At 72.0% G+C, this 23,801-nt stretch carries 25 protein-coding genes; 12 read left to right on the top strand and 13 right to left on the bottom strand.

The annotated features are described in order from the left end of the window. Window positions 1-17: 17 nt before the first annotated feature. A complete protein-coding gene (locus ACWFR1_RS12535; RefSeq protein WP_453549696.1) occupies window positions 18-758 on the top strand; it encodes a GNAT family N-acetyltransferase in 741 nt (246 codons plus the stop codon). A gap of 125 nt (window positions 759-883) precedes the next feature. Further along, window positions 884-1,354 (top strand): carboxymuconolactone decarboxylase family protein, encoded by a 471-nt coding sequence (locus ACWFR1_RS12540; protein ID WP_453549699.1) that lies wholly within the window; start codon window positions 884-886, stop codon window positions 1,352-1,354. On the opposite strand, the gene ACWFR1_RS12545 is transcribed toward ACWFR1_RS12540, so the two are convergent. After that, window positions 1,320-1,832, bottom strand: coding sequence for an N-acetyltransferase family protein (locus tag ACWFR1_RS12545; protein ID WP_453549701.1), 513 nt, complete (start codon window positions 1,830-1,832; stop codon window positions 1,320-1,322). The two genes, ACWFR1_RS12540 and ACWFR1_RS12545, sit on opposite strands and share 35 nt — an antisense overlap. Window positions 1,833-1,895: 63 nt before the next feature. Here ACWFR1_RS12545 and ACWFR1_RS12550 point away from each other — a divergent pair, with 63 nt between their 5' ends. Beyond that, window positions 1,896-2,111 (top strand): hypothetical protein, encoded by a 216-nt coding sequence (locus ACWFR1_RS12550; RefSeq protein WP_453549703.1) that lies wholly within the window; start codon window positions 1,896-1,898, stop codon window positions 2,109-2,111. Window positions 2,112-2,215: 104 nt separating this feature from the next. Here ACWFR1_RS12550 and ACWFR1_RS12555 read toward each other — a convergent pair whose 3' ends face one another. From ACWFR1_RS12555 to ACWFR1_RS12580, 6 genes are all read right to left on the bottom strand, one after another. Then, complete coding sequence (locus ACWFR1_RS12555; RefSeq protein ID WP_453549706.1) at window positions 2,216-3,781, bottom strand: APC family permease; 1,566 nt, start codon at window positions 3,779-3,781, stop codon at window positions 2,216-2,218. A gap of 260 nt (window positions 3,782-4,041) precedes the next feature. After that, window positions 4,042-5,514 (bottom strand): aldehyde dehydrogenase family protein, encoded by a 1,473-nt coding sequence (locus tag ACWFR1_RS12560; RefSeq protein ID WP_453549709.1) that lies wholly within the window; start codon window positions 5,512-5,514, stop codon window positions 4,042-4,044. Beyond that, window positions 5,511-7,250 carry an N-acyl-D-amino-acid deacylase family protein gene (locus ACWFR1_RS12565; protein ID WP_453549711.1) on the bottom strand — a complete coding sequence of 580 codons (1,740 nt, stop codon included), beginning with the start codon at window positions 7,248-7,250 and terminating at the stop codon, window positions 5,511-5,513. Before ACWFR1_RS12565 ends, ACWFR1_RS12560 begins: the two co-directional genes overlap by 4 nt. Window positions 7,251-7,437: 187 nt before the next feature. Next, complete coding sequence (locus ACWFR1_RS12570) at window positions 7,438-8,562, bottom strand: LLM class flavin-dependent oxidoreductase (protein WP_453549895.1); 1,125 nt, start codon at window positions 8,560-8,562, stop codon at window positions 7,438-7,440. 131 nt (window positions 8,563-8,693) lie between these two features. Continuing rightward, window positions 8,694-9,455 (bottom strand): SDR family NAD(P)-dependent oxidoreductase, encoded by a 762-nt coding sequence (locus ACWFR1_RS12575; protein WP_453549714.1) that lies wholly within the window; start codon window positions 9,453-9,455, stop codon window positions 8,694-8,696. Window positions 9,456-9,469: 14 nt separating this feature from the next. Beyond that, window positions 9,470-10,390 (bottom strand): LLM class F420-dependent oxidoreductase, encoded by a 921-nt coding sequence (locus tag ACWFR1_RS12580; RefSeq protein ID WP_453549717.1) that lies wholly within the window; start codon window positions 10,388-10,390, stop codon window positions 9,470-9,472. A gap of 164 nt (window positions 10,391-10,554) precedes the next feature. Between ACWFR1_RS12580 and ACWFR1_RS12585 the strand changes: the two genes are divergently transcribed. Both ACWFR1_RS12585 and ACWFR1_RS12590 read left to right on the top strand, forming a co-directional pair. Beyond that, the gene (locus ACWFR1_RS12585; protein WP_453549720.1) at window positions 10,555-10,776 is read left to right on the top strand and encodes a type II toxin-antitoxin system VapB family antitoxin; all 222 of its coding nucleotides are present in this window, start codon (window positions 10,555-10,557) and stop codon (window positions 10,774-10,776) included. Next, window positions 10,773-11,183 carry a PIN domain-containing protein gene (locus tag ACWFR1_RS12590; protein ID WP_453549722.1) on the top strand — a complete coding sequence of 137 codons (411 nt, stop codon included), beginning with the start codon at window positions 10,773-10,775 and terminating at the stop codon, window positions 11,181-11,183. The genes ACWFR1_RS12585 and ACWFR1_RS12590 overlap by 4 nt, the downstream gene beginning before the upstream one ends. A gap of 49 nt (window positions 11,184-11,232) precedes the next feature. Here ACWFR1_RS12590 and ACWFR1_RS12595 read toward each other — a convergent pair whose 3' ends face one another. Next, window positions 11,233-12,495 (bottom strand): amidohydrolase family protein, encoded by a 1,263-nt coding sequence (locus tag ACWFR1_RS12595; RefSeq protein ID WP_453549725.1) that lies wholly within the window; start codon window positions 12,493-12,495, stop codon window positions 11,233-11,235. A 189-nt stretch (window positions 12,496-12,684) separates the two neighbouring features. Between ACWFR1_RS12595 and ACWFR1_RS12600 the strand changes: the two genes are divergently transcribed. The 3 genes from ACWFR1_RS12600 to ACWFR1_RS12610 all read left to right on the top strand — a co-directional run bounded on the left by ACWFR1_RS12600 (window position 12,685) and on the right by ACWFR1_RS12610 (window position 16,905). Next, window positions 12,685-15,747 carry a BTAD domain-containing putative transcriptional regulator gene (locus ACWFR1_RS12600; RefSeq protein WP_453549727.1) on the top strand — a complete coding sequence of 1,021 codons (3,063 nt, stop codon included), beginning with the start codon at window positions 12,685-12,687 and terminating at the stop codon, window positions 15,745-15,747. A gap of 218 nt (window positions 15,748-15,965) precedes the next feature. Further along, on the top strand, window positions 15,966-16,208 hold the full coding sequence (locus ACWFR1_RS12605) for a hypothetical protein (protein ID WP_453549730.1): 243 nt from the start codon (window positions 15,966-15,968) through the stop codon (window positions 16,206-16,208). Window positions 16,209-16,524: 316 nt separating this feature from the next. Beyond that, complete coding sequence (locus ACWFR1_RS12610) at window positions 16,525-16,905, top strand: FKBP-type peptidyl-prolyl cis-trans isomerase (protein ID WP_453549732.1); 381 nt, start codon at window positions 16,525-16,527, stop codon at window positions 16,903-16,905. A 39-nt stretch (window positions 16,906-16,944) separates the two neighbouring features. On the opposite strand, the gene ACWFR1_RS12615 is transcribed toward ACWFR1_RS12610, so the two are convergent. Then, window positions 16,945-17,844 (bottom strand): sensor histidine kinase, encoded by a 900-nt coding sequence (locus ACWFR1_RS12615; RefSeq protein ID WP_453549734.1) that lies wholly within the window; start codon window positions 17,842-17,844, stop codon window positions 16,945-16,947. Between ACWFR1_RS12615 and ACWFR1_RS12620 the strand changes: the two genes are divergently transcribed. Beyond that, a complete protein-coding gene (locus ACWFR1_RS12620) occupies window positions 17,831-18,382 on the top strand; it encodes a DUF2079 domain-containing protein (protein WP_453549736.1) in 552 nt (183 codons plus the stop codon). The genes ACWFR1_RS12615 and ACWFR1_RS12620 overlap by 14 nt on opposite strands. On the opposite strand, the gene ACWFR1_RS12625 is transcribed toward ACWFR1_RS12620, so the two are convergent. The 3 genes from ACWFR1_RS12625 to ACWFR1_RS12635 are packed head-to-tail and all read right to left on the bottom strand — an operon-like array spanning window position 18,370 to window position 20,654. Further along, window positions 18,370-18,765 carry a PIN domain-containing protein gene (locus ACWFR1_RS12625; protein ID WP_453549738.1) on the bottom strand — a complete coding sequence of 132 codons (396 nt, stop codon included), beginning with the start codon at window positions 18,763-18,765 and terminating at the stop codon, window positions 18,370-18,372. The two genes, ACWFR1_RS12620 and ACWFR1_RS12625, sit on opposite strands and share 13 nt — an antisense overlap. Then, on the bottom strand, window positions 18,762-19,061 hold the full coding sequence (locus ACWFR1_RS12630; protein ID WP_453549740.1) for a hypothetical protein: 300 nt from the start codon (window positions 19,059-19,061) through the stop codon (window positions 18,762-18,764). Before ACWFR1_RS12630 ends, ACWFR1_RS12625 begins: the two co-directional genes overlap by 4 nt. A gap of 45 nt (window positions 19,062-19,106) precedes the next feature. After that, the gene (locus tag ACWFR1_RS12635; protein ID WP_453549896.1) at window positions 19,107-20,654 is read right to left on the bottom strand and encodes a FadD3 family acyl-CoA ligase; all 1,548 of its coding nucleotides are present in this window, start codon (window positions 20,652-20,654) and stop codon (window positions 19,107-19,109) included. Between the two features lie 92 nt (window positions 20,655-20,746). Between ACWFR1_RS12635 and ACWFR1_RS12640 the strand changes: the two genes are divergently transcribed. Genes ACWFR1_RS12640 through ACWFR1_RS12650 form a run of 3 tightly spaced genes read left to right on the top strand, consistent with a single transcriptional unit; the run spans window position 20,747 to window position 23,115 of the window. Beyond that, on the top strand, window positions 20,747-21,889 hold the full coding sequence (locus ACWFR1_RS12640) for a lipid-transfer protein (protein WP_453549743.1): 1,143 nt from the start codon (window positions 20,747-20,749) through the stop codon (window positions 21,887-21,889). Window positions 21,890-21,904: 15 nt separating this feature from the next. Then, complete coding sequence (locus tag ACWFR1_RS12645; protein WP_453549746.1) at window positions 21,905-22,342, top strand: Zn-ribbon domain-containing OB-fold protein; 438 nt, start codon at window positions 21,905-21,907, stop codon at window positions 22,340-22,342. Beyond that, window positions 22,339-23,115 (top strand): enoyl-CoA hydratase/isomerase family protein, encoded by a 777-nt coding sequence (locus tag ACWFR1_RS12650; RefSeq protein ID WP_453549748.1) that lies wholly within the window; start codon window positions 22,339-22,341, stop codon window positions 23,113-23,115. The genes ACWFR1_RS12645 and ACWFR1_RS12650 overlap by 4 nt, the downstream gene beginning before the upstream one ends. Here the strand turns inward: ACWFR1_RS12650 and ACWFR1_RS12655 are convergent. Continuing rightward, entirely contained in the window at window positions 23,102-23,713 is a 612-nt protein-coding gene (locus tag ACWFR1_RS12655; protein ID WP_453549750.1) for a hypothetical protein, read from the bottom strand. The two genes, ACWFR1_RS12650 and ACWFR1_RS12655, sit on opposite strands and share 14 nt — an antisense overlap. Between the last annotated feature and the right edge of the window lie 88 nt (window positions 23,714-23,801).

Genomic DNA, 23,801 nt, shown 5'->3' on the forward strand with positions numbered 1-23,801 from the left:
CCGCCTACCGTGGCCAGGTGCTGAACCGAATCGAGTCGTTCTACGACGCCGTACCCCGCCCCTCCGCCCGCGCCGAGGCGCACGGGCCCCTGACCCTGTTCGTACGGGAGGGGGAGGGCTGGCCCTACTACGCACGCCCCACGCTCGGCCACACCGGCGAGGTGCCGGTCGACGCCGTGGAGAAGGTACGGGCCCGGCAGCGGGAGCTGGGGGCGCCCGAGGCCTTCGAGTGGGTGGCGGAGACGACGCCGGGGCTGCGCGCGGCCGTGGAGGCGACCGGCCTCACGGTGCACGAGCACCCGCTGATGGTCCTGGAGGACGACCGGCTCGCCGTACCGGCCCCCGAGGGCATCACCGTCCGGATGGTCGACGCCGACGACCCCGCCCTGGAGACCGCCGTCGCCGCCCCGTACGCGGCCTTCGGCATGGTCCCGGCACCCGGCACCGCCGAGCGGATCGCCGAGCGGATCGGCGCGGGTCTGACCCGGCTCGCGGCGGCCCTCGACGGCGCCGGTGACGCCCTCGCGGCCGGGCAGCACCAGCCCGTCGGACAGGTCTCCGAGGTCGTCGGCGTCGGCACCGTCCCGGCGGCCCGCCGCCGCGGCCTCGGGCTCGCGGTGACGGCCGTGCTCGCCGCGGACGCCCGCGCCCGGGGCGCGGAGCTGGTGTTCCTGACCGCGTCGGACGCGGACGTGGCCCGGCTCTACGGACGGCTCGGCTTCCGCACGGTCGCGACCGCCCTCATCGCGGAGGCGTAGAAGAGTTTCTCGGGAAAAGTTCTCCCGTCGTGTCACATTCTCGGCGCGCGCTCCGTCAATGCGGTGAAAGCGACGAACGAACGCCCGAACGAACGACTGACGCGAGACGCTGAGGAGCGATCACCATGGCGAACCACGAGCCCAAGGCCCGCATGACCAACCCCGCCTACATCCTGCCCGGCGCCGGTCCGGCGATCATGGACCTGGTGAAGGCCGCCCGGCAGGGCGGGGTCCCCGAGTCGACCCTGGAGCTCGTGCACCTGCGGGCCAGCCAGATCAACAGCTGCGGCTTCTGCGTCGACATCGGCGCGAAGAACGCCCGGAAGGCCGGGGTGAGCGACGAGAAGCTGTTCGCCGTCGCCGCCTGGCGCGAGGCGCCGTACTTCTCCGAGGAGGAGCGCGCGGCCCTCGCGCTCGCCGAGGCCGCGACCCGGCTCGCCGACGTCTCGGACGCCGTGCCGGACGCGATCTGGGACGCCGCCGCCGATCACTTCGACGAGAAGCAGCTCGCGTCGATCGTGCTGATGGTCGGAATCACCAACCTCTTCAACCGGCTCAACGTCACCGTCCGGCAGCCGGCCGGCGTGGGCTTCTGACGGTACGGGCGGCCTCCCGCACCATCAGAACGTCGACCGGGTCCTCCTCGGACTCGAGGATGAACCCCTCACGCTCGTAAAGACGGCGGGCCGCGCTCCCCTTCAGGACCACCAGCCGGACGGGTACCCCCTCCGCGTCGGTCCGGTCGAGCAGGTCGCGCAGCACCGCCGTCCCGAGCCCCCGCCCCTGCACCTCGGGGGCCAGGTAGAAGTGCTCCAGGCAGAAGCCGTCGCCCTCCCCCGGCTCGTACGGGCGGAGGGTCACACATCCCGCGAAGGCGCCGCCCACCTCGATCACCGAGGTGTACGCGGGCGAGAACCCGTCCCGCAGCCGCTGCCGCACCCGGTGCTCGTCGTAGCGGCCGAGCCGCACGAGGTCGTCCCGCATGACGACGGCCCGCAGCTCGGCGACCGGCTCGACGTCCTCCGCCCGGCCCGGGCGCAGCGACCAGGCCGTTTCCCCGTACACGTAATCCACGCACGCATCCTAAGGAGCCCCGCCGGTCGTAACCGGACCCCTCCCGTCCGCGTTGGAGCGGGCATGAAGAGGATCCTCACCGCAGCCGCCCTGACCGCCTTCGCCGCCGCGGGTCTCGCGGGCGCCACCGCCGGGACCGCCGCCGCCGACACCGGCGGCATGAACCTGCCCTCCGTCGTCCCGCTCAGCGGCGTCCTGACCCCCAAGGCGAAGCCCGCCGGCACCCCCGACCTGCCCCCGGCCAACGCGGCGGTGGAGAAGCTGCTCCCCGGGCACTGACCGGACGCGCGGAAATGACGAAGACGGCGGGACCCCCCACGGGCCCGCCGCCTTCGCGTTTCGGATGACTCAGGAACGTACGGCTCAGGGACGTACGAGCGCCGTCAGTCGGCGACCACCAGTGACGGGGTGTCCTTCGTCAGGATCTCGCCGCGGAAGAACGCCGGGCTCCTGCGCTGCATGACCAGCATGATGACCACGCCGAGGAGCAGCAGTCCGACGCCGATGACGAAGACCGAGCCGACGCCGTACACGGCGGAGCCGGAGCCGTAGGCCGGGTCCCACATGTCGTAGAGCGTCTTGCCGAAGACGGCGGTCAGCATCAGGCCGCCGACCAGCGGCATGAGGCCCTTGTAGGCGAAGTCCCGGCCGGAGCGGAAGAGCTCGCCGCGGAAGTACCAGACGCAGGCGAAGGCCGTCAGGGCGTAGTAGAAGCAGATCATCAGGCCGAGGGCGTAGATCGTGTCGACCAGGACGTTCTCGCTGACGAGGGTCATCACCGTGTAGAAGACGCCGGTGGCGACGCCGGCCACGATCGTGGCCTTGCCGGGGGTCTTGAACACCGGGTGGACCTTGGTGAAGGACTTCGGCAGCGCCTCGTACGCCGCCATGGCGAGCACGGTGCGGGCGACCGGGATGAAGGTCGTCTGGAGGCTCGCGGCCGCCGAGGCGAGGACCGCGACGAAGAGCAGGATGCCGAGCGTCGGGCCCATGACGGGGCCGGCGAGGGCGGCGAAGACGTTGTCGGAGGTCTCCGGGTTGGCGAGGCCGAGGCCCTCCTCGCCGGAGCCGACGGCCATCTGCGCGGCGATGCCGGTGGCGAGGTACGAGGCGACGAGCACGACCATCGCGATGAGCGCGGCGCGGCCGGGGGTCTTCGCGCTGCCGGTGGTCTCCTCGTTGGTCGCCATGCAGGCGTCCCAGCCCCAGTACATGAAGATCGAGAGGGAGAGGCCGGCGGTGAAGGCGGCGAAGGACTGGACCGCGAAGGGGTTCATCCAGGACCAGGAGAAGGAGACCGAGGTCTCGAAGTCGCCGGCCTTCGACAGGGCCATCGCCACGAAGACGACGAGGACGACGAGCTGGAGGCCGACGAGGGCGTACTGGATGCCCTTGGTGGCGGTCATGCCGCGGTAGCTGATGGCCGTGGCGACGGCGATCAGCGTGAGGCAGGTGAGGATGTGGACGGCTTTGTTGTCGTCCAGGGCGGCGATGGATTCGCTTCCGCTGAGCTCACCCGCGAGGAGCCAGAAGTAGGAGGTCGCGACGCCCGCGAGGTTGGAGAGCACGATGATCGTCGCGATGACGAGGCCCCAGCCGCACATCCAGCCGATCTTGGGGCCGAAGGCCTTCACGGTCCAGGTGAAGGAGGTGCCGCAGTCCGGCATGACCTTGTTGAGCTCCCGGTACGCGAAGGCGACGAGGAGCATCGGGAGGAAGCCCGCGAGGAAGATGGCCGGCATCTGCAGGCCGACCTCGCCGGCCGTGGAGCCGAGCGTCGAGGTCAGGCAGTAGACGGGGGCGACCGTCGAGACGCCGATGACGGCGCTGCCGAGCAGGCCGACGGAGTTGCCTCCGAGGCCCTTCTTGCGTACGGCCTGAGTGCCGCCCGGGGCGTTGACGCCCCTTACCGTGTCTCCGGCCTGGGGCCGTGCTTCCACCTGAGTCATGAACAGGACGTTAAATGCTGCGGTTTCCTTATCCGGAAGATCGAACTCCGCTCACTTGATCGATCATCGCCTTACATTGAGCGGGTCGAAGCGGACACCCACCAATGATTGAAAGATCGACGACCGAAACGGGCCGACCAACTGGTAGGTCGGTCGACCCGTGTCCGATATGCGGGAACCGCAGCGGCGCCCCAAATGTCCGTTTCCAAAATTTCCCGAGCAATTTTCCGCACGGCCCCCGGCGTGCCGTCGACCCGGGCTCAGCCCGGCCAGACGACCGACTGGAGCTCGCTGTAGGCGTGCAGCGCGTACGAGCCGACGTCCCGTCCGACCCCGCTCCGCTTGAATCCGCCGAACGGCGCCTCCATGTTCCGCCCGATCGTGTTCACGCCCACCCCGCCGGCCCGCAGCCGGGCCGCCACGCGGAAGGCGCGGGCCACGTCGCCCGACCACACGTAGTCGATGAGGCCGTACTCGCTGTCGTTGGCGAGCGCGATCCCCTCCTCCTCCTCGTCGAAGGGGACGACCACGACGACCGGACCGAAGATCTCCTCCCGCACCACCCGCATCTCGTTGGTGCAGTCGGCCAGCAGTGTCGGGGCCACGTAGAAGCCCTTGGCGAAGTCCGGACGCTCCCCGCCCGCGACGACCCGCGCCCCCTCCTTCCGGCCCAGCTCGACGTACGACTCCACCCGGTCGCGGTGCGCCGCCGAGATCACCGGGCCGACCACCGTGCCCTGCGCGGCCGGGTCCCCGACCTTCATGAAGGCCATGAAGCCGGTCAGCTTCTCGACGAGCCGCTCGTAGATCCCGCGCTGCGCGAGCACCCGCGTCGGGGCGGTGCAGATCTGCCCGCTGTAGAAGGCGAAGGTCGTCCCGATGCCCATGACCGCCGAGTCCAGGTCCGCGTCGTCGAAGACGACCGCCGCCCCCTTCCCGCCCAGCTCCATCAGCTGCCGCTTCAGGTCGCGCCCGCAGACCTCGCCGATCGCCTGCCCGACCGCCGTCGAGCCGGTGAACGAGACCATGTCGACGTCCGGGGAGTCCACCGCCGCCTGCCCGGACTCCACCGAGGAGCCGGTGACCACGTTGACCACACCCGCCGGGACCCCGGCCTCCGCCAGGGCCCGGGTCATCGCGTACACCGACAGCGGGTCCTGCGGGGCCGGCTTCACGAGGACCGTGTTGCCCATCGCGAGCGCGGGCGCGATCTTGCCCGCCGGGTTGGCCCAGGGGTTGTTGTACGAGGTGATGCAGGTGACCACGCCGACCGGGCGCCGCACCGCCACCGCGCCGAACACCCCGGCCTTCCCCATCGGTCCGGCCTCGTTGATCTGCGGCGGCAGCGCCTGCTCGACCGGCTCCATCGCGCCCCGGGCGTACCGCCGGAAGCGGGAGGAGCCGACCGCGACCTGCATGCCGCGGGCGGTGCCGGTGGTGGCGCCGGTCTCGGCCAGCGCGAGCAGGACGTTCTCCTCGGCGTCCCGGGCCATCAGGTCCGCGGCCCGGTCGAGGATCGCCGCCCGCTCCTCCGGCTTCGTCCGCGACCAGGAGTCGAAGGCCGCCCGGGCCGCGGCGGCCGCCTCGTACACCTGGGCGCGCGACGCCTCCGGCGCGAGACCGACGACCTCCTCCGTGGCCGGGTCGATCACCTCGTAGTGGCCGCCGTCGGGCTCGACCCACTCGCCGCCGATGAAAAGCCGCTCGGTCCTCCGCTTCTCCGTACGGGTCATCGCGTCGCCACCGTCCTCGTGTCACGGCCGGAGCGCAGCACCCTGCCGGGGATCGCGCCGGTCACCTCGTCGTCCCGTACGGTCTCCACGCCGTTGACCCGGACCGACACGATCCCGATCGCGCGCGAGTCGAGCCGCGGGCTGTCCCCCGGCAGGTCGTGCACCAGCGTCGCCGGGCCCGCCTCGATCCGCTCCGGGTCGAAGAGGACGAGGTCGGCGTGGAAGCCCTCCTCTATACGGCCGCGCTCGCGCAGCCCGAAGAGCCGCGCCGGCTCGTCGGTCAGCATCCGCACCGCCCGCTCCAGGGGCACCAGCTTCCGGCCGCGCAGACAGTCGCCGAGGAAGCGGGTCGTGTACGGCGCCCCGCACATCCGGTCCAGGTGCGCGCCCGCGTCCGAGCCGCCGAGCAGCACGTCCTCGTGGTCCCAGGTCTCGCGGCGCAGTGCCCAGGACGCCGGGTCGTTGTCGCTGGGCATCGGCCACAGGACGGTCCGCAGGTCGTCGTTGGCGCAGATCTCGACGAGGCACTGGAAGGCGTCCTGGCCGCGTTCGGCGGCGATGTCCTTCACGACCCGGCCGGTCAGGCCCTCGTTCTCCGCGCTGTACGTGTCGCCGATGACGTACCGGCCGAAGTGGGCGAGCCGCCGGAAGACCCCGGCCTCCTTGGAGTCGGCTCGCCGCAGCATCTCGGCCCGGACGTCGGGGTCGCGGAGTCTCGCGATCCGCTCGGGGACGGGGAGGGCGAGGATCTCGCCCCAGCCGGGGATGAGGTTGAGCGCGCAGAACGTGCCGAGTGACATGTTCATGGGGGTGAGGATCGGCATGGTGAGGGCGACGATCCGGCCGCCGGACTTGCGGGCCCGCTCGGAGGCGGTGAGCTGGCGAGGGACGCGCTCGGGGACGGCGGCGTCGATGGTGAGGACGTTCCAGTTGAGCGGGCGTCCGGCCGCCGCCGTCATCTCGACGAACAGCTCGATCTCGGCGTCGGAGAACTGGTCGAGGCAGCCGGCCAGGATCGCCTCCAGCTGCGTGCCCTCGTGCTCGCCGACGGCCTTCGACAGGGCGATCAGCTCGGCGGGCGTGGCGTGCCGGGAGGCGACGGGGGCGCCGTCGCCGTCGGAGTGGGTGGCGGACTGGGTGGTGGAGAGTCCCCAGGCCCCGGCCTCCATGGCGCCCTTGAGGAGGGCGACCATCTGGTCCAGCTGCTCGGGGGTGGGCTGCCCGCCGACGGCGTCGGCGCCCATCACGTACCGGCGCAGCGCGCAGTGGCCGACCATGAAGCCGGCGTTGACGGCGATCCGCCCTTCGAGGGCGTCGAGGTACTCGGCGAAGGACGACCAGCCCCAGTCGACGCCCTCCTCCAGGGCCGCCAGGGCCATGCCCTCGACCTTGGACATCATGCGGCGCGTGTAGTCGGCGTCCTCGGGCCGGTCCGGGTGGAGCGGGGCGAGGGTGAAGCCGCAGTTGCCGCCGGCGACGGTGGTGACGCCGTGGTTCATGGAGGGGGTGGCGTACGGGTCCCAGAAGAGCTGGGCGTCGTAGTGGGTGTGGGGGTCGACGAAGCCGGGGGTGAGGACGAGGCCGGTGGCGTCCTCGGTGGTCCGGGCCTCCTCGCTGACGGTGCCGGGTTCGGCGACGACGGCGATGCGGCCGTCGCGTATCCCGACGTCGGCGGTGAACGCGGGGGCGCCGGTGCCGTCCACGACGGTGGCGCCGGTGATCAGGTGGTCGAGCATGACGGTCCCTCTCTGTCCGTGGACGCGGGTGTGCCCCGGACCGGGGGCCGCCGCGGAACGGCCTCCGGCCGGGGCCGGACACGGGGCGGCGATCCGGGAAGACACCGCCCCGCGCTCGTACGACTGGCTCTGCCGGCGGACTCCGCCGACGGGCGACGGGCTCCGCCCGGAGCCCGCGCCCCTCGCGTCAGGAGCCCGCGGCCTGGCGGAAGCGGGTCGTGCGGTGGACCGGGTCCGTGTCGATCTCGGGGATCACGTGCTCGCCGATCAGCTTGATCGAGTTCATCGTGTCCTCGTACGAGATCCCGATCGGGATGCCGAAGGAGAGCTGGTCGGCGCCGGCCTGCTCCCAGCGCTTGCACTGGCCGAGGACCTCGGAGGGGTCGCCGCAGATCATCAGCTCCTCCTGGATGAGGAGTTCGATGATCTCGGCCGAGTACTCGGGGAGCAGCTCGGGCCACTCGGGGATGCCCTCCGGCCGGGGGAAGGTGTCGTGGTAGCGGAAGAGCAGCGACTGGAGGTAGTTGAGGCCGCCGGAGACGGCGATCTCGACGGCCTTGTCGTGGGTCTCCGCGCAGATGGCGGTGGAGGTAACCATGACGTTGTCGTTGACGAAGTCGCCGACGGCCTTGGCCTCCTTGATCGCCGTCTTGTAGGACTCGACGACCCACTCCATGTCGGCGACCTTCTGCACGCTGAAGCCGAGGACGCCGAGGCCCTTCTTCGCGGCCATGGCGTACGAGGAGGGGGACCCGGCCGCGTACCACATGGCGGGGTGGGAGGCGCCGTACGGCTTGGGCAGGATCTTGCGGGGCGGCAGGGACCAGTGCTTGCCCTGGAAGCCGACGTACTCGTCCTGGAGCCACATCTTGGGGAACTCGGCGATGGTCTCCTCCCAGATCTCCTTCGTGTGGTTCATGTCGGTGATGCCCGGCATGAACCCGAGGATCTCGTGGGAGCCCGCGCCGCGTCCGGAGCCGAACTCGAAGCGTCCGCCGGAGAGGTGGTCGAGCATGGCGACCTTCTCGGCCACCTTCACCGGGTGGTTGACGGGGGCGAGGGGGTTGAAGATGCCGGAGCCGAGGTGGATCCGCTCGGTGGCGTGGGCGAGGTAGCCGAGGTAGACGTCGTTGGCCGAGATGTGCGAGTACTCGTCCAGGAAGTGGTGCTCGGAGGCCCAGGCGTACTTGAACCCGGACTTGTCCGCCTGGATGACGTACTCGGTCTCCTCCATGAGGGCCTTGTGCTCGGCCTCGGGATCGGTCTCGGCGCGCTTGCCGACGTATCCCTGTACGAAGATCCCGAATTCCAAGGGGTTCACCGTCCTCATTCTTTCTGACGAACCGTCAGATCTCTGGTGTGCCCGACTGTCGCACCACGGGATGGGCGCGTCAATACCTGACGGTCAGTCAGGATGATGGGGATGGGCCGGCCCCGGCCGGCTCAGAGAAGACTCACGCCGGCCAGCCAGCCGCCGTCGATCACGAACGGCTGGCCCGTGATGTACGCCGAGTCCCCGCCCGTCAGGAAGAGCGCGAGGGCCGCCACCTCCGCCGCCTGTCCGATCCGCCCGAGCGGCACGAGCTTGCGGTACAGCTCGGCCGTGGACGCCGGGTCCACGCCCTCCGGGTTGCTCATCGGGGTGTCGATCGCCCCGGGGCAGACCGCGTTGACCCGGATGTTCCGCGCGGCCAGTTCGAGCGCCGCGACCTTGGTGAGCCCGAGGACGGCGTGCTTGCTCGCCGCGTAGGCGCCGACCCCGGCCATGCCGGTGAGCCCCGTGTACGAGGCGGTGTTGACGATCGTCCCGCCACCGGCCGCCGCGATCTCGGGCGCGACCGTCCGGATGCCCAGGAAGCAGCCGGTCTGGTTGACCGAGACGATCGCCTGGAACTCCTCCAGGGGCGTGGAGAGCAGTTCGTTGAAGCGGAGGATCCCGGCGTTGTTGACGAGCCCGTCGATCTTCCCGAAGCGCTCCTTGGCGGCGGCCACGGCCGCCGTCCAGTCGTCCTCCTTCGTGACGTCGAGGCGGACGTACGCGGCCCGCTCCTCCCCCAGCTCCTTGGCCAGCGCCTCTCCGGGGTCGTCGAGCACGTCCGCGAGGACGACCCGCGCCCCCTCGGCGGCGAAGAGCCGCGCCTCCTGCTCGCCCTGCCCGCGCGCCGCGCCGGTGACGAGGACGACCCGTCCGTCGAGCTTGCCCATGCCTGCCACGCTCCTCAGTTCAGGTGGGGTGCGACCTCCGCGCCGAAGGCCGCCATCTGGTCGGTGAGTTCGGTGCGGCTCCGGGAGCGGAACCGCACCTGGATCTGGTGCACGCCCATCTCCCCGTACGCCCGCAGGGAGGCGGCGAGCTCCTCCGGGCGGCCGCTCAGGGTGCGGCGGCCGACCTCCCAGCCGGGCTCGCCGACGTACAGCGCCTCGGTGATGGCGCCGACGGTGATCGGCTCGGCGATCCCGGCCTCGGCGCGGAGCCGCAGGAGCCGCTGGATCTGCGCGGCGAGCTTGTCGCGCGGGTCGCCCTGCGGCAGCCAGCCGTCGCCCTTGAGCGCGGCCCGGCGCACGGCGGCCGGCGAGGAGCCGCCCACCCAGACCGGGACCCGCTCCTGGGCGGGCCGGGGCAGCTGCCCGAGGTCCTTGAAGGCGAAGAGCTCCCCGAGGTGCTCGGGGTACTCCTCGGGGCCGAGGGCCGCCCGGAGCGCGTCGACGGTCTCGTCGAGCACGGCGCCCCGGCGCGCGAAGTCCACGCCGAGCGCCTCGAACTCCTCCTGGACGTGCCCGGCGCCGACCCCGAGGACCAGCCGGCCGCCGGAGAGGTGGTCGAGGGTCGCGTACGCCTTGGCCGTGACGAGCGGATGACGCAGGCCGACGACGGCGACGTGCGAGAGGAGCCGGACGCGCTCGGTGGCGGCGGCGAGGAAGGAGAGCGTGGCGACCGGGTCGTACCAGACGGTGCTCATCGCCCCGGCGAGCCGGCGCGGGATGGCGACGTGGTCGCAGCTCGCGAGGTAGTCGAAGCCGTGCGCCTCGGCGGCCCGGGCGACGGCGAGGAGGTCCCCGGGACCGGCGGCCGCCTCCCAGGCCTCGGCGTAGAGGGCGGATTGCGACTGGACGGGCAGCTGCATCCCGTAGACGACCATGGGAACCCCTTAACTGACGCTTAGTCAGATTCTGAAGGGCCCCATCGTCGCCGCCGGGGCGCCACCGGGCAAGGGTCGCGCAGGCGATGTTGATGGCGTACAATTTTTTGTACATCACCAACATCAGGGCACTGGTGTCCCGGGGCGGCACAGGGAGGCTCGACATGGCCGTGACCCAGATCGACATAGACGATGACGCGCTGCAGCGTGCGATGGTCCTGTCCAAGGCCAGGACCAAGAAGGAAGCGGTCAACCTGGCCCTCCGGTTCTACGCCGACCGGCAGGAGCGCGCCGCACGCATCAGCCGCCACTTCGAGCGCGCACGCACGTGGGGGGCGGTTGAGGACGCCGAACAGCTGCACCAAGCCGAGAAGGACGGTCGGTGATCTACCTCCTCGACACCTCCGGCCTCGTCCGGCTGCTCAGCGACCCCGCGCTCCAGTCGGCCTGGTACGACGCCATCGACGCCGAGGCGATCGCCTCCTGCTACCCCCAGCGCGCCGAGTTCCTCTACAGCGCCCGGAACAGTCGCGAGTACGACGAGATCGCCGAGATGTTCGCCGACCTCTACCCCGACGTCGCGGTACCCAAGAACGCGGGGCGCTGGATCGGCTCCGTACAGCACCGGATGGCGAGGGCCGGGGAGCACAGGAGCGCCTCAGCCGTCGACCTGCTGATCGCGGCCACCGCGGCCCATCACGGGCTGACCGTCCTCCATGACGACGTCGACTACAGGACCGTCGCCCGGCACGCGGCCGACCTCAGCGAACACAGCGTCCACGACGTCCGATAGGGCCGCGCGGCGGTGCGCCCCAAAGGCCCCGCCGCGCGTCACCCCCCGCTCACGGCCGCCAGAGGCCCTCCGGGCTCAGCCCCAGGAGCTCGATCGCGTTGCCGCGGACGATCCGCTCGACGACGTCCGGCGCCAGGTGACCCATCTGGGCCTCGCCGACCTCCCGCGACTTGGGCCAGGTGGAGTCGGAGTGCGGGTAGTCCGTCTCGTACAGGACGTTCCCGACGCCGATCGAGTCGAGGTTCTTCAGGCCGAAGGCGTCGTCGAAGAAGCAGCCGAAGACATGACCGGCGAAGAGCTCGGACGGCGGGCGCAGGACCTTGTCGGCGACGCCGCCCCAGCCGCGGTTCTCCTCCCAGACGACGTCCGCGCGCTCCAGGATGTACGGGATCCAGCCGATCTGGCCCTCCGCGTACATGATCCGCAGGTTCGGGAAGCGCTCGAACTTGCCGCTCATCAGCCAGTCGACCATCGAGAAGCAGCAGTTCGCGAAGGTGATGGTGGAGCCGACCGCCGGCGGGGCGTCGGCCGAGGTGGACGGCATCCGGCTGGAGGAGCCGATGTGCATGGCGATGACCGTGCCGGTCTCGTCACAGGCGCGGAAGAAGGGGTCCCAGTGGTCCGTGTGGACCGAGGGGAGCCCGAGGTGGGGCGGGATCTCGGAGAAGGCGACGGCCCGGACCCCGCGCGCGGCGTTGCGGCGGACCTCGGCGGCGGCGAGCTCGGGATCCCACAGCGGGATGAGGGTGAGCGGGATGAGCCGGCCGTGCGCCTCGGGGCCGCACCACTCGTCGACCATCCAGTCGTTGTAGGCGCGCACGCAGAGCAGGCCGAGCTCGCGGTCGCTCGCCTCGGTGAAGGTCTGCCCGCAGAAGCGCGGGAAGGTGGGGAAGCAGAGGGCGGACTGGACGTGGTTGACGTCCATGTCGGCGAGGCGGTCGGGGACGGAGTGCGAGCCGGGCCGCATCTGCTCGTACGTGATGACTTCGAGCTTTATCTCGTCACGGTCGTAGCCGACGGCGGTGTCGAGCCGGGTGAGGGGCCGGTGCAGGTCCTCGTAGACCCACCAGTCGCCGATGGGCCCGTCGTCGCCCTTGGCGCCCATGACCGGGGCGAACTTGCCGCCGAGGAAGGTCATCTCCTTGAGGGGGGCGCGGACGACCCGGGGGCCGGTGTCGTGGAAGCGGGACGGGAGCCGGTCCCGCCAGACGTGCGGGGGCTCCACGGTGTGGTCGTCCACCGAGATGATCTGCGGAAAGGCCTCGGGGGTGGTCACCGTGCTGCCCTCCATGCTGCTCTCCATGCTCTCCATGGCCTTCACGGTAGCGCTGATCTGACGGGTCGTCAGCTACCGTGGCGTACAACGGTCGCGCAACGACCCGGTCCCAGCCCCGCTCCAGTCCCGCTTCCGGCCCGCTCTCGGCCGACCCGATGCTGACGGACTCCCTCCGGACAAGGCAGACTGTCCTGGGCGAAACCAGCGGTACGGGCAGGGGGAGCGATGGACCGTGTGAACGGGCCGCGAGTTCCGGTGCAGCGGGCTCCGAAGGTGGGCGCGCCGGCCCCGGCGGGCGATGACGCCTCCAGAAGTGCGCACGCCGACGAGGACACCGGCGGCGCCGGTACGGGCGCGAGCGTCGGCGAAGGCCCCGAGCCGCGCGCCGGTCAAGGCCCCGGTGAGCTGCGCTTCGGCGTGCTCGGTCCCGTACGCGCCTGGCGTGACGGCGAGGCCCTGCCCACCGGCTCGCCGCAGCAGCGCGCCCTGCTCGCCGCCCTGCTCCTGCGCGGCGGACGCACCGCCACCGCCGCCGAGCTGATCGACGCGCTCTGGGGCGAGGAGCCGCCCTCGCAGGCCCTCGCGGCGGTACGGACGTACGCCTCCCGCCTCCGCAAGGCCCTCGACCCGAAGGTCCTGGTCAGCGAGTCGGGCGGCTACGCCCTGCGTACCAGGGCCCTGGACCTCCTCACCGCGCAGGAGCTGGCCACCGAGGCCGAGAAGCTGCGGGCCTCAGGGGACCGGGCCGGCGCCCGGGCGCGGCTCGCCGAGGCCCTCGCCCTGTGGGACGGCGAGGTGCTGGCCTCCGTACCCGGCCCGTACGCCGAGACGCAGCGGACCCGCCTGGAGGAATGGCGGCTGACGCTCCTCGAAACCCGCCTGGACATCGACCTGGAGGTCGGCGCGCACGCCGAGGCCATCTCCGAGATGACCGCACTGACCGCCGCGCACCCACTGCGCGAGCGACTCCGCGAGCTGCTCATGCTCGCCCTCTACCGGGGCGGGCGGCAGGCGGAGGCGCTCGCCGTGTACGCGGACACGCGCCGGCTCCTCGCCGACGAGCTCGGCGTCGACCCCACACCCGAACTCTCCCGGCTCCAGCAGCGCATCCTCCAGGGCGACGCCGAACTGGCCCGCCCGGTGGAGGAGGCGGCCCCGGCCGCCGCACCCGTGGCCCGCCCAGCCCAGCTCCCGGCCACGGTCCCCGACTTCACGGGCAGGACCTCCTTCGTCCGCGAACTGGGCGCCCGCCTCGCGACGGCCGAGGGCCACGTCATGGCGGTCTCGGCGCTGGCGGGAATCGGCGGCGTCGGGAAGACGACGCTCGCCGTGCACGTGGCCCACGAGGCCCGGCCGCACTTCCCGGACGGCCAGCTGTACGTGGACCTCCAGGGCGCGGGCAACCGCGCGGCCGCCCCGGAGACGGTCCTCGGCTCCTTCCTCCGCGCGCTCGGCACCCCGGACTCGGCGATCCCGGACTCGCTCGACGACCGCGCCGCGCTCTACCGCTCGACGCTGGACGGCCGCCGGGTCCTGGTCCTCCTGGACAACGCGCGGGACGCCGCCCAGATCCGCCCCCTCCTGCCCGGCACGGCGGGCTGCGCGGCCCTGGTGACCAGCCGTATCCGCATGGTCGACCTGGCGGGCGCGCACCTGGTGGACCTGGACGTGATGTCCCCGGAGGAAGCGCTCCAGCTCTTCACGAGGATCGTCGGCGAGGAACGCGTACGGACGGAACGGGAGTCGGCCCTGGACGTGGTCGCGGCCTGCGGCTTCCTCCCCCTGGCGATCCGCATCGCGGCGTCCCGCCTGGCGGCCCGCCGCACCTGGACGGTCTCGGTGCTCGCGGCGAAGCTGGCGGACGAGCGCCGCCGCCTCGACGAACTCCAGGCGGGCGACCTCGCGGTCAAGGCCACCTTCGAACTCGGCTACGGCCAGCTCGAACCGGCCCAGGCCCGCGCCTTCCGCCTCCTGGGCCTGGCGGACGGTCCGGACATCTCGCTGGCGGCGGCATCGGCGGTCCTCGACCTCCCCCTCTGGGACACGGAGGATCTCCTGGAGGCCCTGGTCGACACGTCCCTCCTGGAGTCGGCGGCCCCGGGCCGCTACCGCTACCACGACCTGGTCCGGCTCTACGCGCGCGCCTGCGCCGACCGCGACGAACAGCCCCCGTCGGAGAAGGAGTCGGCGCTCTCCCGCCTCCTGGACTTCTACCTCTCCACAGCGGCGCGCGTGTACGCGATCGAACGCCCGGGTGACCGCCTGGTCGACCACCTGGAACCCACCACCCACGAAGGCCTCACCTTCACCGACCGCCACACGGCCCAGGACTGGCTCTACGCGGAAGCCAACTGCCTCCTGGCCACGGTCCGCCAGTCCGCCGCGTCCCCGGCGACCCTCCGCCGAGCGGTGGACCTGCTGTGGGCGTCGCTGGACCTCGGGGAGTCCGGGGCGAACTCCAAGGAGTTCGAGGCGACCGGCGTGGTCCTGCGCGACGCCGCCCGCACCCACGCGGACGCCAAGGCCGAGGGCCGCGCGCTCACCGTGCTCGCGGGTGTCCACCACACGGCCGGGCGCTTCAAGGAGGCGGACCGCGACGCCGAACTCGCCCTGCCCCACGCGGACCGGGCCGACGACCCGGTGCCGGCCTGCTGGTCCGCCAACGCCCGGGGGATCATCGCGCTCTACCAGAACCGCTTCGCGGAGGGCGAGCAGCACCTCACCGAGGCGATCGAGCGGTTCCGCGACATCGGGGACGAGCCGGGCGAGGCGAGCGCCCTCTGCAACCTGTCGCGCATCCACCTGGCCACGGGCCGTACGTCGAGCGCCATCGCCCTCGCCCGGAGGGGCACGGAGATCTACGACTCGATGGGGCAATCGCTGCGGGGCGCCAACGGGCGGTACGCCCTCGGTCTCGCCCTCACCCAGGACGACCAGCTCGCCTCGGCGGGCGAACAGCTCCGCGAGGCACTGACGGTCTTCGCCGACAGCAGGCAACGCCTGTGGGAGGGCATGACCCTCTTCCGCCTGTCCGAAGTGGACATCGCCGCCCGTCGGCACGCCCAGGCGGCGTCGAACGCCGAGATGGCGCTGACGGTGCTGCGGGGCATCGGGGGCGAGTGGCGGCGGGGCAACGTCCTCACCGTCCTGGGCCGGGCCCTCTTCGGCATCGGCCAGAGCGGCCGCGCGCTGGTCTGCTGGCAGGAGGCGCTCGGCATCTTCGAGGCCCTCGGCGCCCCGGAAGCCGCCGAGGTCCGCGCCCTGCTGACCCCCGCCCAGGCGGCGTAGACCCCCTGCGGCCAGTGCGTTCATCGTTCGTTTATCGCTGCACGGCATGCTCTTCCCCATGACGATCCGCCGCGTCGGGGGGCAGACGGGTCGCCGATGAGGGCCACTGCCCCTGAGTACTAGGGTGATCGGCCCCGGAGATTCGTCCAGCTGTCCACGGGGGAACGGCTGGACGAATCTCCCCCCATCTCGGACATCACACGCAGGAGTTGACGAGCATGACCGACCCGATCAAGCAGGACCCGATCATCAAGCCCATGGACATGCACGCCACCTCGGAGCCCGCGCTCAACACGATCACCGAGAAGATCACCGGCGGCCAGGAGGAGTCCATCGTCACGAAGGACATGCACGCCACCACCGAGCCGGCGGTCGGCGCGATCACCGACAAGATCACCGGCGGCCAGGGCGAGGCCATCACCACGATGGACATGCACGCCACCATCGAGCCGCCCAAGTAGACCATTCCCGACGGGGAAAGGCCGCGGCGGCGACTTCGGGGGAGCCGCCGGGGCCAGGAAGGCCCGGTCGACGGGGGAGCACACGGACTCGGGGGACGCCCGACGGACCCAGGGGGGATCCGTCAGGGCAGGGCCCGTGCGCAACGCGATCGGACCACCGAACAGGAGGGGCCGGGCAGCTGCCCGGCCCCTCCTGCACGCCCGCGCGGACGACGCGCCGACCCGGACGGCAGCGGCATGATGGTCACTGCACACAGTGACCACACGCCTGGCCGGTCCGTACGAGGGCCTCCGGCGGAGAGCGAATGAGGCGGCGATGAGCGAACCGGCGAAGCCCGAGATCGACCTTCCGGAGGGTGACGCCCCCACCGAGCTGACCATTCGCGACCTCGTCGTCGGGGAAGGCCTCGAAGCGAAGCCCGGCAGGGTCGTGCAGGTCCACTACGTCGGGGTCACCTTCGCGTCCGGAAGGGAATTCGACACCTCCTGGGACGAGGGCCGGCCGTACAAGTTCGCCGTGGGCGGCGGCAAGGTCATCAAGGGCTGGGACCGCGGCATCAGAGGAATGAAGGTCGGCGGCCGCCGAGAGATCATCGTCCCCCCACGCCTCGGCTACGGCAACCAGTCCCCCTCGCCCCTGATCCCGCCGGGCTCGACCCTCGTCTTCGTGGTGGACCTGCTCTCCGTCGCGGTCTGAGTCCGTCGCACTCCGGGAGGGCGTGGGGTCCGTCCGGCCTCACACGCCGGGGCGACCACCCGTCGGGAGACGTGCCACCAGGCGGGCGCCGCGCACCGAGTCCTCGATCGTCAGGGTGCCGCCGTGGTGGGTGGCGATGTCGCGGGCGATGGGGAGGCCCAGGCCGGCACCGCCCGAGGTGCGGGTGCGGGAGGCGTCGAGGCGGGTGAAGCGCTCGAAGACACGGGAGCGGTCCGCCGGGGGGATGCCCGGACCGTCGTCCTCCACCGTCAGGGTGACGGAGGAACCGTCCCGGACCACCTCGACCTCGACCCGCGTCTTCGCGTGCCGGCATGCGTTCGCCAGGAGGTTGCGCAGGAGACGTTCCAGGCCGAGCGCGTCGCCGTGGACGACCGCCGGGGACGGCGCCTCGCATGTGAGGTGGAGGCCCACCGCGCCCGGCAGGTGCTGGTGTTCGCGGACCAGGTCCTCCGCGAGCGCCGCCAGGTCCACCGGCTCCCCCACCGCCGCCGTCACCCGGTGGCTCGCCAGGAGCAGCAGGTCGTCGGCGAGCGCCTGGAGCCGTACGACGTCGGCCGCCGCCCCGGCCACCACCTCCGGCCAGTCCGTCACCGAGTCCGGGTGGCGCAGGGCCGTCTCCAGCTGGGCGCGCAACGCCGCGAGGGGGCTGCGCAGTTCGTGGGCGGCGTCCGCCGCGAACTCCTGCTGGCGCGCCGACGCCTGTTCCAGGCGGTCGAGGGTGTCGTTCGTGGTTTCGGCGAGGCGGGCGATCACGTCGCCGGTCGGCGGGACCGAGACCCGGCGGTCCAGCGACTGGCCCGTGATGTCCGCCAGTTCGCGGCGGATCGCCTCGACCGGGCGGAGCGACCGCGTCGCCGTCACATGCACCAGCGCCCCCGTCAGCAGAGCGACGAGCGGCGCCCCCGTGGTCAGCGCCACCCCGCTCGCCTGGCTGCTCCTGCCGACCCTGGCCTGGCGGTTCACCTCCGCCAACCCGGCGCACTGGGAGCCGGGGCTGCACTACTCGGCGGTCCTCGTCCCGATCGCCCTCGCCGCGCTCGTCGACGCCCTGCGCCGGGGCGTGCGGCTGCCGCTGTCCGTGCCCGTGGCCGTCGCGCTCCTGCTGCTGCCCGCGCAGCCCGTGGCCGCGCTCGTCACCCCGGGCTTCTGGCGGGACACGCCCCGGGAGGCCGCGGCGCGCCGGGCCGTGCAGCTGGTGCCGGACGGGGCGCGGGTGGCGGCGAGCAACAGTCTGGCCCCGCACCTGACCGACCGGGCGACCGTGCACCTGGTCGCGGACGGGGTGCTGGACCGGCGGCCCGCCGTGGAGTGGCTGGTGGTGGACCGGGCGGAGGGCTGGTCCGCGGGCGCGGTCGGACGCGTGTTGCGGCAGGCCTCCGCCGACGGCGGGTGGTGGGTCGTGCGCGACCAGGCCGGGATCGTCGTCCTCGCGCGCCAACGGGGTCAGACGCGCTGAACCTCCACGCCGGGCGGGCACAGCTTCGTCATGTCGTCCTCGTCGGAGGTGAACACCGTCACGATCCCTCTCTGGCGCCCCGCGATCACCGCGAGCGCCGCGTCGATCGCGTACTTGTGCCCGTGCAGGCCCGCACCCTTCAGGAGACTGATCGCCGCTTCCGCGATCTCCTCCGTGACGGGCTCGACGACGATCCGGGAGAGGAACCATTTCCAGGCCGCGTACGGGACCTTGGAGTGGTACGCCTCGATCATCGTCATGGAGCTGGTCACCACGCGGATGCCCGCACGGTGGGCGTCCTTCAAGCGGGCACGCATCACGGGGTCGCCGAGGACGGCCCGCGAAAGGCCCTCACTGTCCAGGACGTAGCAGATCTCGGTCACGCGGCGTCCGCCTGCCGGGCGTCCGGGGCGTCGGCCTCCGCGCGCTCGCGCGCCGCTCGCTCCTCGTGACGGCGAATGATCTCGCGCCGCTCCGCCTCGGCCGCCGCCAACTGCTCCTCGGTGACGGGACCGTACTCCTGCTCCATCCAGTCCACCAGCTCCCCCAGCCGATCCTGCTCCGCCGTGCGCTGTATGGCCTGCGTGACATACGCACTGAAGCCGCCGGGCCCCACCTTGCGGCGGATCTCCTCGGCAAGCTCCTCGGGCAGGGTCACCGTGTACTTCTTGGTTGCCATACCAGTAACCATACCAGCGTCGAGAGTGACCTGCGTCACATGCCCCTACCGTCCCCTCAGCTCCCCCTTCACCACCTTCCCGCTCGCGTTCCTCGGCAGCTCCGTCACGAACTCGACCTCCCTCGGCACCTTGTAGTTCGCCATCTCCCGCCGCGACCAGGCGATCAGGTCGTCCGCCGTCACCCGCGCCCCCGCCCTCCGTACCGCGAAGGCCTTGCCGACCTCGCCCAGCCTCGGGTCGGGGACACCGACGACGGCGACGTCCGCTATGTCGGGGTGGAGGCCGAGGAGTTGTTCGATCTCCGCCGGGTAGGCGTTGAAGCCGCCCACGATGAACATGTCCTTCAGGCGGTCCGTGATCCGCAGGTTCCCCGCCTCGTCCAGGACGCCGATGTCCCCCGTGTGCAGCCAGCCGTCCCCGTCGACCGCCGCCGCCGTCGCCTCCTCGTCCTCGAAGTAGCCGCGCATGACGTGGTGGCCGCGGACGAGCACCTCGCCGGTGGGCGAGAGGCGGACCTCCGTGTCCGGGATCGGGCGGCCCGAGGTGGTGGCGACGGTCTCGTCGGGGTCGTCGCGGCGGCACATCGTGACGATGCCGCTCGCCTCGGAGAGTCCGTACGCCGTGAGGACCGTGCCGACGCCCAGGTCGGCGCGGAGCCGCTCGACCAGCCGGAGGGGGACGACGGCCGCGCCCGTCACGACGAGACGGAGGGAGCCGAGGTCGTGGGCCGCGCGGGCGGGGTGGTCCAGGAGCGACTGGTGGAGGGTCGGCGGGCCGGGGAGGACCGTGACGCGCTCCGCGGCGATGTTGGCGAGGACGGTGTCCACGGTGAAGACGGACTGCGGGACGATCACCGCGCCGCGCATCAGGCAGGCGAGGATCCCGGCCTTGTAGCCGAAGGTGTGGAAGAAGGGGTTGACCACGAGGTAGCGGTCTCCTTCGCGGAGGCCTGCGAGATCCGACCAGATCTCGTAGCAGCGCAGGGTCTGCGCGTGGCCGATGACCGCCCCCTTGGGCCGGCCCGTGGTGCCCGAGGTGTAGATGATGTCGGAGGGGTCCGCGGGGTCGATCGCGTCGGCCCGGGCGCGGACCCGCGCGGCCGGGACCCGGTCGCCTGCCGCGAGAAAGGCCTTCCAGGTCGTCCAGCCCGCCTCGTCCGGCGCGGTGTCGCCGAGGACGACGACCTTCTCCAGGTCCGGGAGCTCGACGCCCGAGCGGCGCAGGGAGGCGACGTACGAGGTGCCGAGGAAGGTGCCGGTGACGAAGAGCAGGCGGGCCCGGGAACTCTGGAGGACGTAGGCCGCCTCGGTGCCCTTGAAGCGGGTGTTCAGGGGGACGAGGACAGCGCCCGCGGTGACGGCGCCGAGCGCCGAGACGATCCAGTCGAGGGTGTTGGGCGCCCAGACCGCGACCCGGTCCCCCGCCCGTATCCCGGTGGCGAGACAGGCGGCGGCCGCCCGTTCGACGCGCTCGCCGAGCTCGGCGTACGTGACGCGGGCGCGTCCGTCGACGACCGCCTCCCGCTCCCCGTACCGCTCGGCCGCCGCCCGTACGAGCCCGGGGATCGTGCCCCACTCCAGGTCGCCGCGCATCTCCACCTCCATCATTCCCGTGAGCTGACTATCCGTCAGATTAGTTGTAACCTGACGCGCTGTCAGTAGCGTCACCACTCCGGGAGGTTGTCTTGCTCAAGGACGCCACGGCCATCGTCGGGATCGGACAGACCGCCTTCGCGAAACAGCTCCCCGAGACGGAGAAGGCCCTCGCCTGCCGGGCGATCCTCGCCGCCCTCGACGACGCCGGGATCGACCCCTCCGAGGTCGACGGCTTCGCCTCGTACACGATGGAGGAGACCGACGAGGTCGAGGTCGCCAAGGCCATCGGCGCCGGCGACGTCACCTTCTTCTCCAAGGTCGGCTACGGCGGCGGCGGCTCCTGCGCCACCGTCGGCCACCTCGCCGCCGCCGTCGCCACCGGACAGGCGAACGTCGGCGTCGCCTGGCGGTCGAGGAAACGCGGCAGCGGCCCCCGGCCCTGGACCAACACCGCCGCCCAGCTCGCCACCCCCGGCCAGTGGACCCGCCCCTTCGGGCTGCTCCGCCCCGCCGACGAGATCGGCATGCTCGCCCGCCGCTACATGCACGAGTACGGCGCCACCCGCGACCACCTCTTCAACGTCGCCCTCGCCTGCCGCAACCGCGCCAACCAGAACCCCGCCGCGATCATGTACGAGCGCCCGCTGACCCGCGAGATGTACATGACCTCCCGCTGGATCAGCGAACCCCTCTGCCTCTTCGACAACTGCCTGGAGACCGACGGGGCGCTCGCCTGCGTCATCGTCTCCGCCGAGCGGGCCCGCGACTGCCGCCAGAAACCGGTGTACGTGCACTCCGCCGCCCAGGGCCTGCCCGCCCAGCACCACGGCATGGTCAACTACTGGAACGACGACCCGCTCTCCGGACCGGCCTGGACCGCCGCCCGACACCTCTGGAAACAGGCCGACTTCGGCCCCGAGGACGTCGACGTCGCCCAGATCTACGACGCCTTCACCCCGCTCGTCCCGCTCTCCCTGGAGGGCTACGGCTTCTGCGGGCGCGGCGAGGGCGCCGCGTTCACCGAGGGCGGCGCCCTGGAGATCGGCGGCCGGCTGCCCCTCAACACCGGCGGCGGCGGCCTCTCCGAGGCGTACGTCCACGGCTTCAACCTCATCAACGAAGGCGTGAAGCAGCTCCGCGGCAGCTCCACCGCCCAAGTGCCCGACGCCGCCACCTGCCTGGTCACGGCCGGCGAGGGCGTCCCCACCTCCGCGATCCTCCTTCGAGCCTGAGGAGCCGAGACACCGATGCCCCTGCTGACACCCGTCGCCGACGAGGACGGCGCTCCCTTCTGGGAGTACGCCGCCCGCGGCGAGCTCCGCGTCCAGGCCTGCGCGGCCCCCGACTGCGGCGAGCTCCGCTTCCCGCCCCGCCCCTGCTGCCCGCACTGCCGGTCCTTCGACAGCGAGTGGCGGCTCATGTCCGGGCGCGGCCGCATCTGGTCGTACGTCCTGCCCCACCCGCCGCTCCTGCCCGACTACGCAGCCCAGCCCGGGTACAACGCGGTCCTCGTCGAACTGGCCGAGGCCACCCGCATCCGCCTCGTCGGCAACGTCGTCACCACCCCCGACGCCCCCCTGAACTCGGTCGACGCCGGCCGGCTCCGCATCGGCGCCGCGGTGCGGGTCGCCTTCACCGAGGTCGACGGCGTCACCGTCCCGCGCTGGCTCCTGGAGCGAGGATGACCGTCCGCGTGGAGCGCGACAAGGAGACCGGGGTCGCCGTCGTCACCCTCGACCGGCCGGAGAAGCACAACTCCATCACCCTCGACATGGCCCGTGAGCTCGCCGCCGTCTGGCGGGGGTTCCGGTACGAGGACGAGATCCGCGCGATCGTCGTCACCGGGGCCGGCGGGCGGGCCTTCTGCACCGGGATCGACCGGGACGCCGTCGGGAACATCCCGCAGCCCTCGTCCCCGTACACGATCGACGACCCGCTCCTCACGATCGGCCCCAAGGCGAACGACCTGTGGAAACCGGTGATCGCCGCCGTCGAGGGCATGGCCTGCGGCGGGGCCTTCTACCTGCTCGGGGAGGCCGAGTTCCTGGTCGCCGGCGAGGACGCCGCCTTCTTCGACCCGCACACCACCTACGGCATGGTCAGCGCCTTCGAGACCGTCCACATGGCCCAGCGGATGCCGTACGGGGAGATCGCCCGGATGGCCCTGATGGGCAGCGCGGAACGGATCTCGGCCCGGCGCGCGTACGAGACGGGGCTCGTCTCCGAGCTGACGACGACCGGCGGGGCGCTGGAGGCCGCGCGCGCGGCCGCCGCCGTCATCGCGGGCCACCCGACGGAGGCCGTCCAGGGCACGGTCCGGGCGCTCTGGTCGGCGAAGGAGGCGGCCCGGTCCCAGGCGCTCGCACACGCGCCGCACCTGGTCGCCCTGGGAAACCTGCCGCCGGAGCGTCAGGCGGGTTTGTTCACCCGGCGGGGGGCGGGGTTCAGGACGAGGTAGCGGAGGGGGTGACCGACGGGGTCGCGGTCGCGCCGGGCGTCTCGCGCACGTCGTACACCCAGCAGTTCTTCACCTGGTCGACGACCTTCGGGGTCTTCATCGAGACCTCGAAGGTCTTCGTGGCCCCGCCCTCGACGGTGACGACGGCCTCGGCCGAGTCCACCGCGGACCCCGAGACACCCTTGAACTCCAGGGTCACCTCGAACGTCTCGGTGTACGCGCTTCTCGACGTGATCCGCAGGGTCGCCGTGGTGTCCGTCTTACGGGCCGGCTTGCCCTTGCGCTTCTTCTGGGCGGGCTTCACGCAGTCGACGACCACGACGTCGGCCACCGCGCGGGAGGCGGTGGGGGTGGGCGCCGTCGGCTGCGATCCGGAGCCGCCCGAGCCGCTGTAGTCGCCGTTGCCCTGCTCGTCGCTGGAGCAACCGCCGCCCGAGTCGTCGTCCGAGTGACTCCGGCTCTTGCCGCTCTTGCTCTTGCCGCTCTTGCTCTTCCCGCTCCCGCTCCCGCCCTTGCCACCGGTACTCGTCTGGAATCCGGTCAGCGCGAGCACCACCACCGTGAGCGTCGCCGCCATCTTCAGGCGCGTGCGCACCATCGGTCCTCCCCATGTCTCCATGTCGTGTCCGCGCCACACCCTAGGGGACGGGCCGCGCCGCCTGGCGGGCCCCCCGCACCCGGCGTAG

The sequence above is a fragment of the Streptomyces sp. NPDC055103 genome (genome assembly GCF_053607625.1).

What these genes read in the sequence shown, in the direction of transcription:
- ACWFR1_RS12575 (WP_453549714.1), bottom strand. Translation starts at nt 9,455, where the DNA reads ATGGGCAAGCTCGACGGACGGGTCGTCCTCGTCACCGGCGCGGCGCGC.
- ACWFR1_RS12580 (WP_453549717.1), bottom strand. Translation starts at nt 10,390, where the DNA reads ATGGTCGTCTACGGGATGCAGCTGCCCGTCCAGTCGCAATCCGCCCTC.
- ACWFR1_RS12605 (WP_453549730.1), top strand. Translation starts at nt 15,966, where the DNA reads ATGACCGACCCGATCAAGCAGGACCCGATCATCAAGCCCATGGACATG.
- ACWFR1_RS12555 (WP_453549706.1), bottom strand. Translation starts at nt 3,781, where the DNA reads ATGACTCAGGTGGAAGCACGGCCCCAGGCCGGAGACACGGTAAGGGGC.
- ACWFR1_RS12630 (WP_453549740.1), bottom strand. Translation starts at nt 19,061, where the DNA reads ATGGCAACCAAGAAGTACACGGTGACCCTGCCCGAGGAGCTTGCCGAG.
- ACWFR1_RS12540 (WP_453549699.1), top strand. Translation starts at nt 884, where the DNA reads ATGGCGAACCACGAGCCCAAGGCCCGCATGACCAACCCCGCCTACATC.
- ACWFR1_RS12650 (WP_453549748.1), top strand. Translation starts at nt 22,339, where the DNA reads ATGACCGTCCGCGTGGAGCGCGACAAGGAGACCGGGGTCGCCGTCGTC.
- ACWFR1_RS12655 (WP_453549750.1), bottom strand. Translation starts at nt 23,713, where the DNA reads ATGGTGCGCACGCGCCTGAAGATGGCGGCGACGCTCACGGTGGTGGTG.
- ACWFR1_RS12560 (WP_453549709.1), bottom strand. Translation starts at nt 5,514, where the DNA reads ATGACCCGTACGGAGAAGCGGAGGACCGAGCGGCTTTTCATCGGCGGC.
- ACWFR1_RS12645 (WP_453549746.1), top strand. Translation starts at nt 21,905, where the DNA reads ATGCCCCTGCTGACACCCGTCGCCGACGAGGACGGCGCTCCCTTCTGG.
- ACWFR1_RS12635 (WP_453549896.1), bottom strand. Translation starts at nt 20,654, where the DNA reads ATGCGCGGCGACCTGGAGTGGGGCACGATCCCCGGGCTCGTACGGGCG.
- ACWFR1_RS12595 (WP_453549725.1), bottom strand. Translation starts at nt 12,495, where the DNA reads ATGGAGAGCATGGAGAGCAGCATGGAGGGCAGCACGGTGACCACCCCC.
- ACWFR1_RS12610 (WP_453549732.1), top strand. Translation starts at nt 16,525, where the DNA reads ATGAGCGAACCGGCGAAGCCCGAGATCGACCTTCCGGAGGGTGACGCC.
- ACWFR1_RS12565 (WP_453549711.1), bottom strand. Translation starts at nt 7,250, where the DNA reads ATGCTCGACCACCTGATCACCGGCGCCACCGTCGTGGACGGCACCGGC.
- ACWFR1_RS12600 (WP_453549727.1), top strand. Translation starts at nt 12,685, where the DNA reads ATGGACCGTGTGAACGGGCCGCGAGTTCCGGTGCAGCGGGCTCCGAAG.
- ACWFR1_RS12550 (WP_453549703.1), top strand. Translation starts at nt 1,896, where the DNA reads ATGAAGAGGATCCTCACCGCAGCCGCCCTGACCGCCTTCGCCGCCGCG.
- ACWFR1_RS12585 (WP_453549720.1), top strand. Translation starts at nt 10,555, where the DNA reads ATGGCCGTGACCCAGATCGACATAGACGATGACGCGCTGCAGCGTGCG.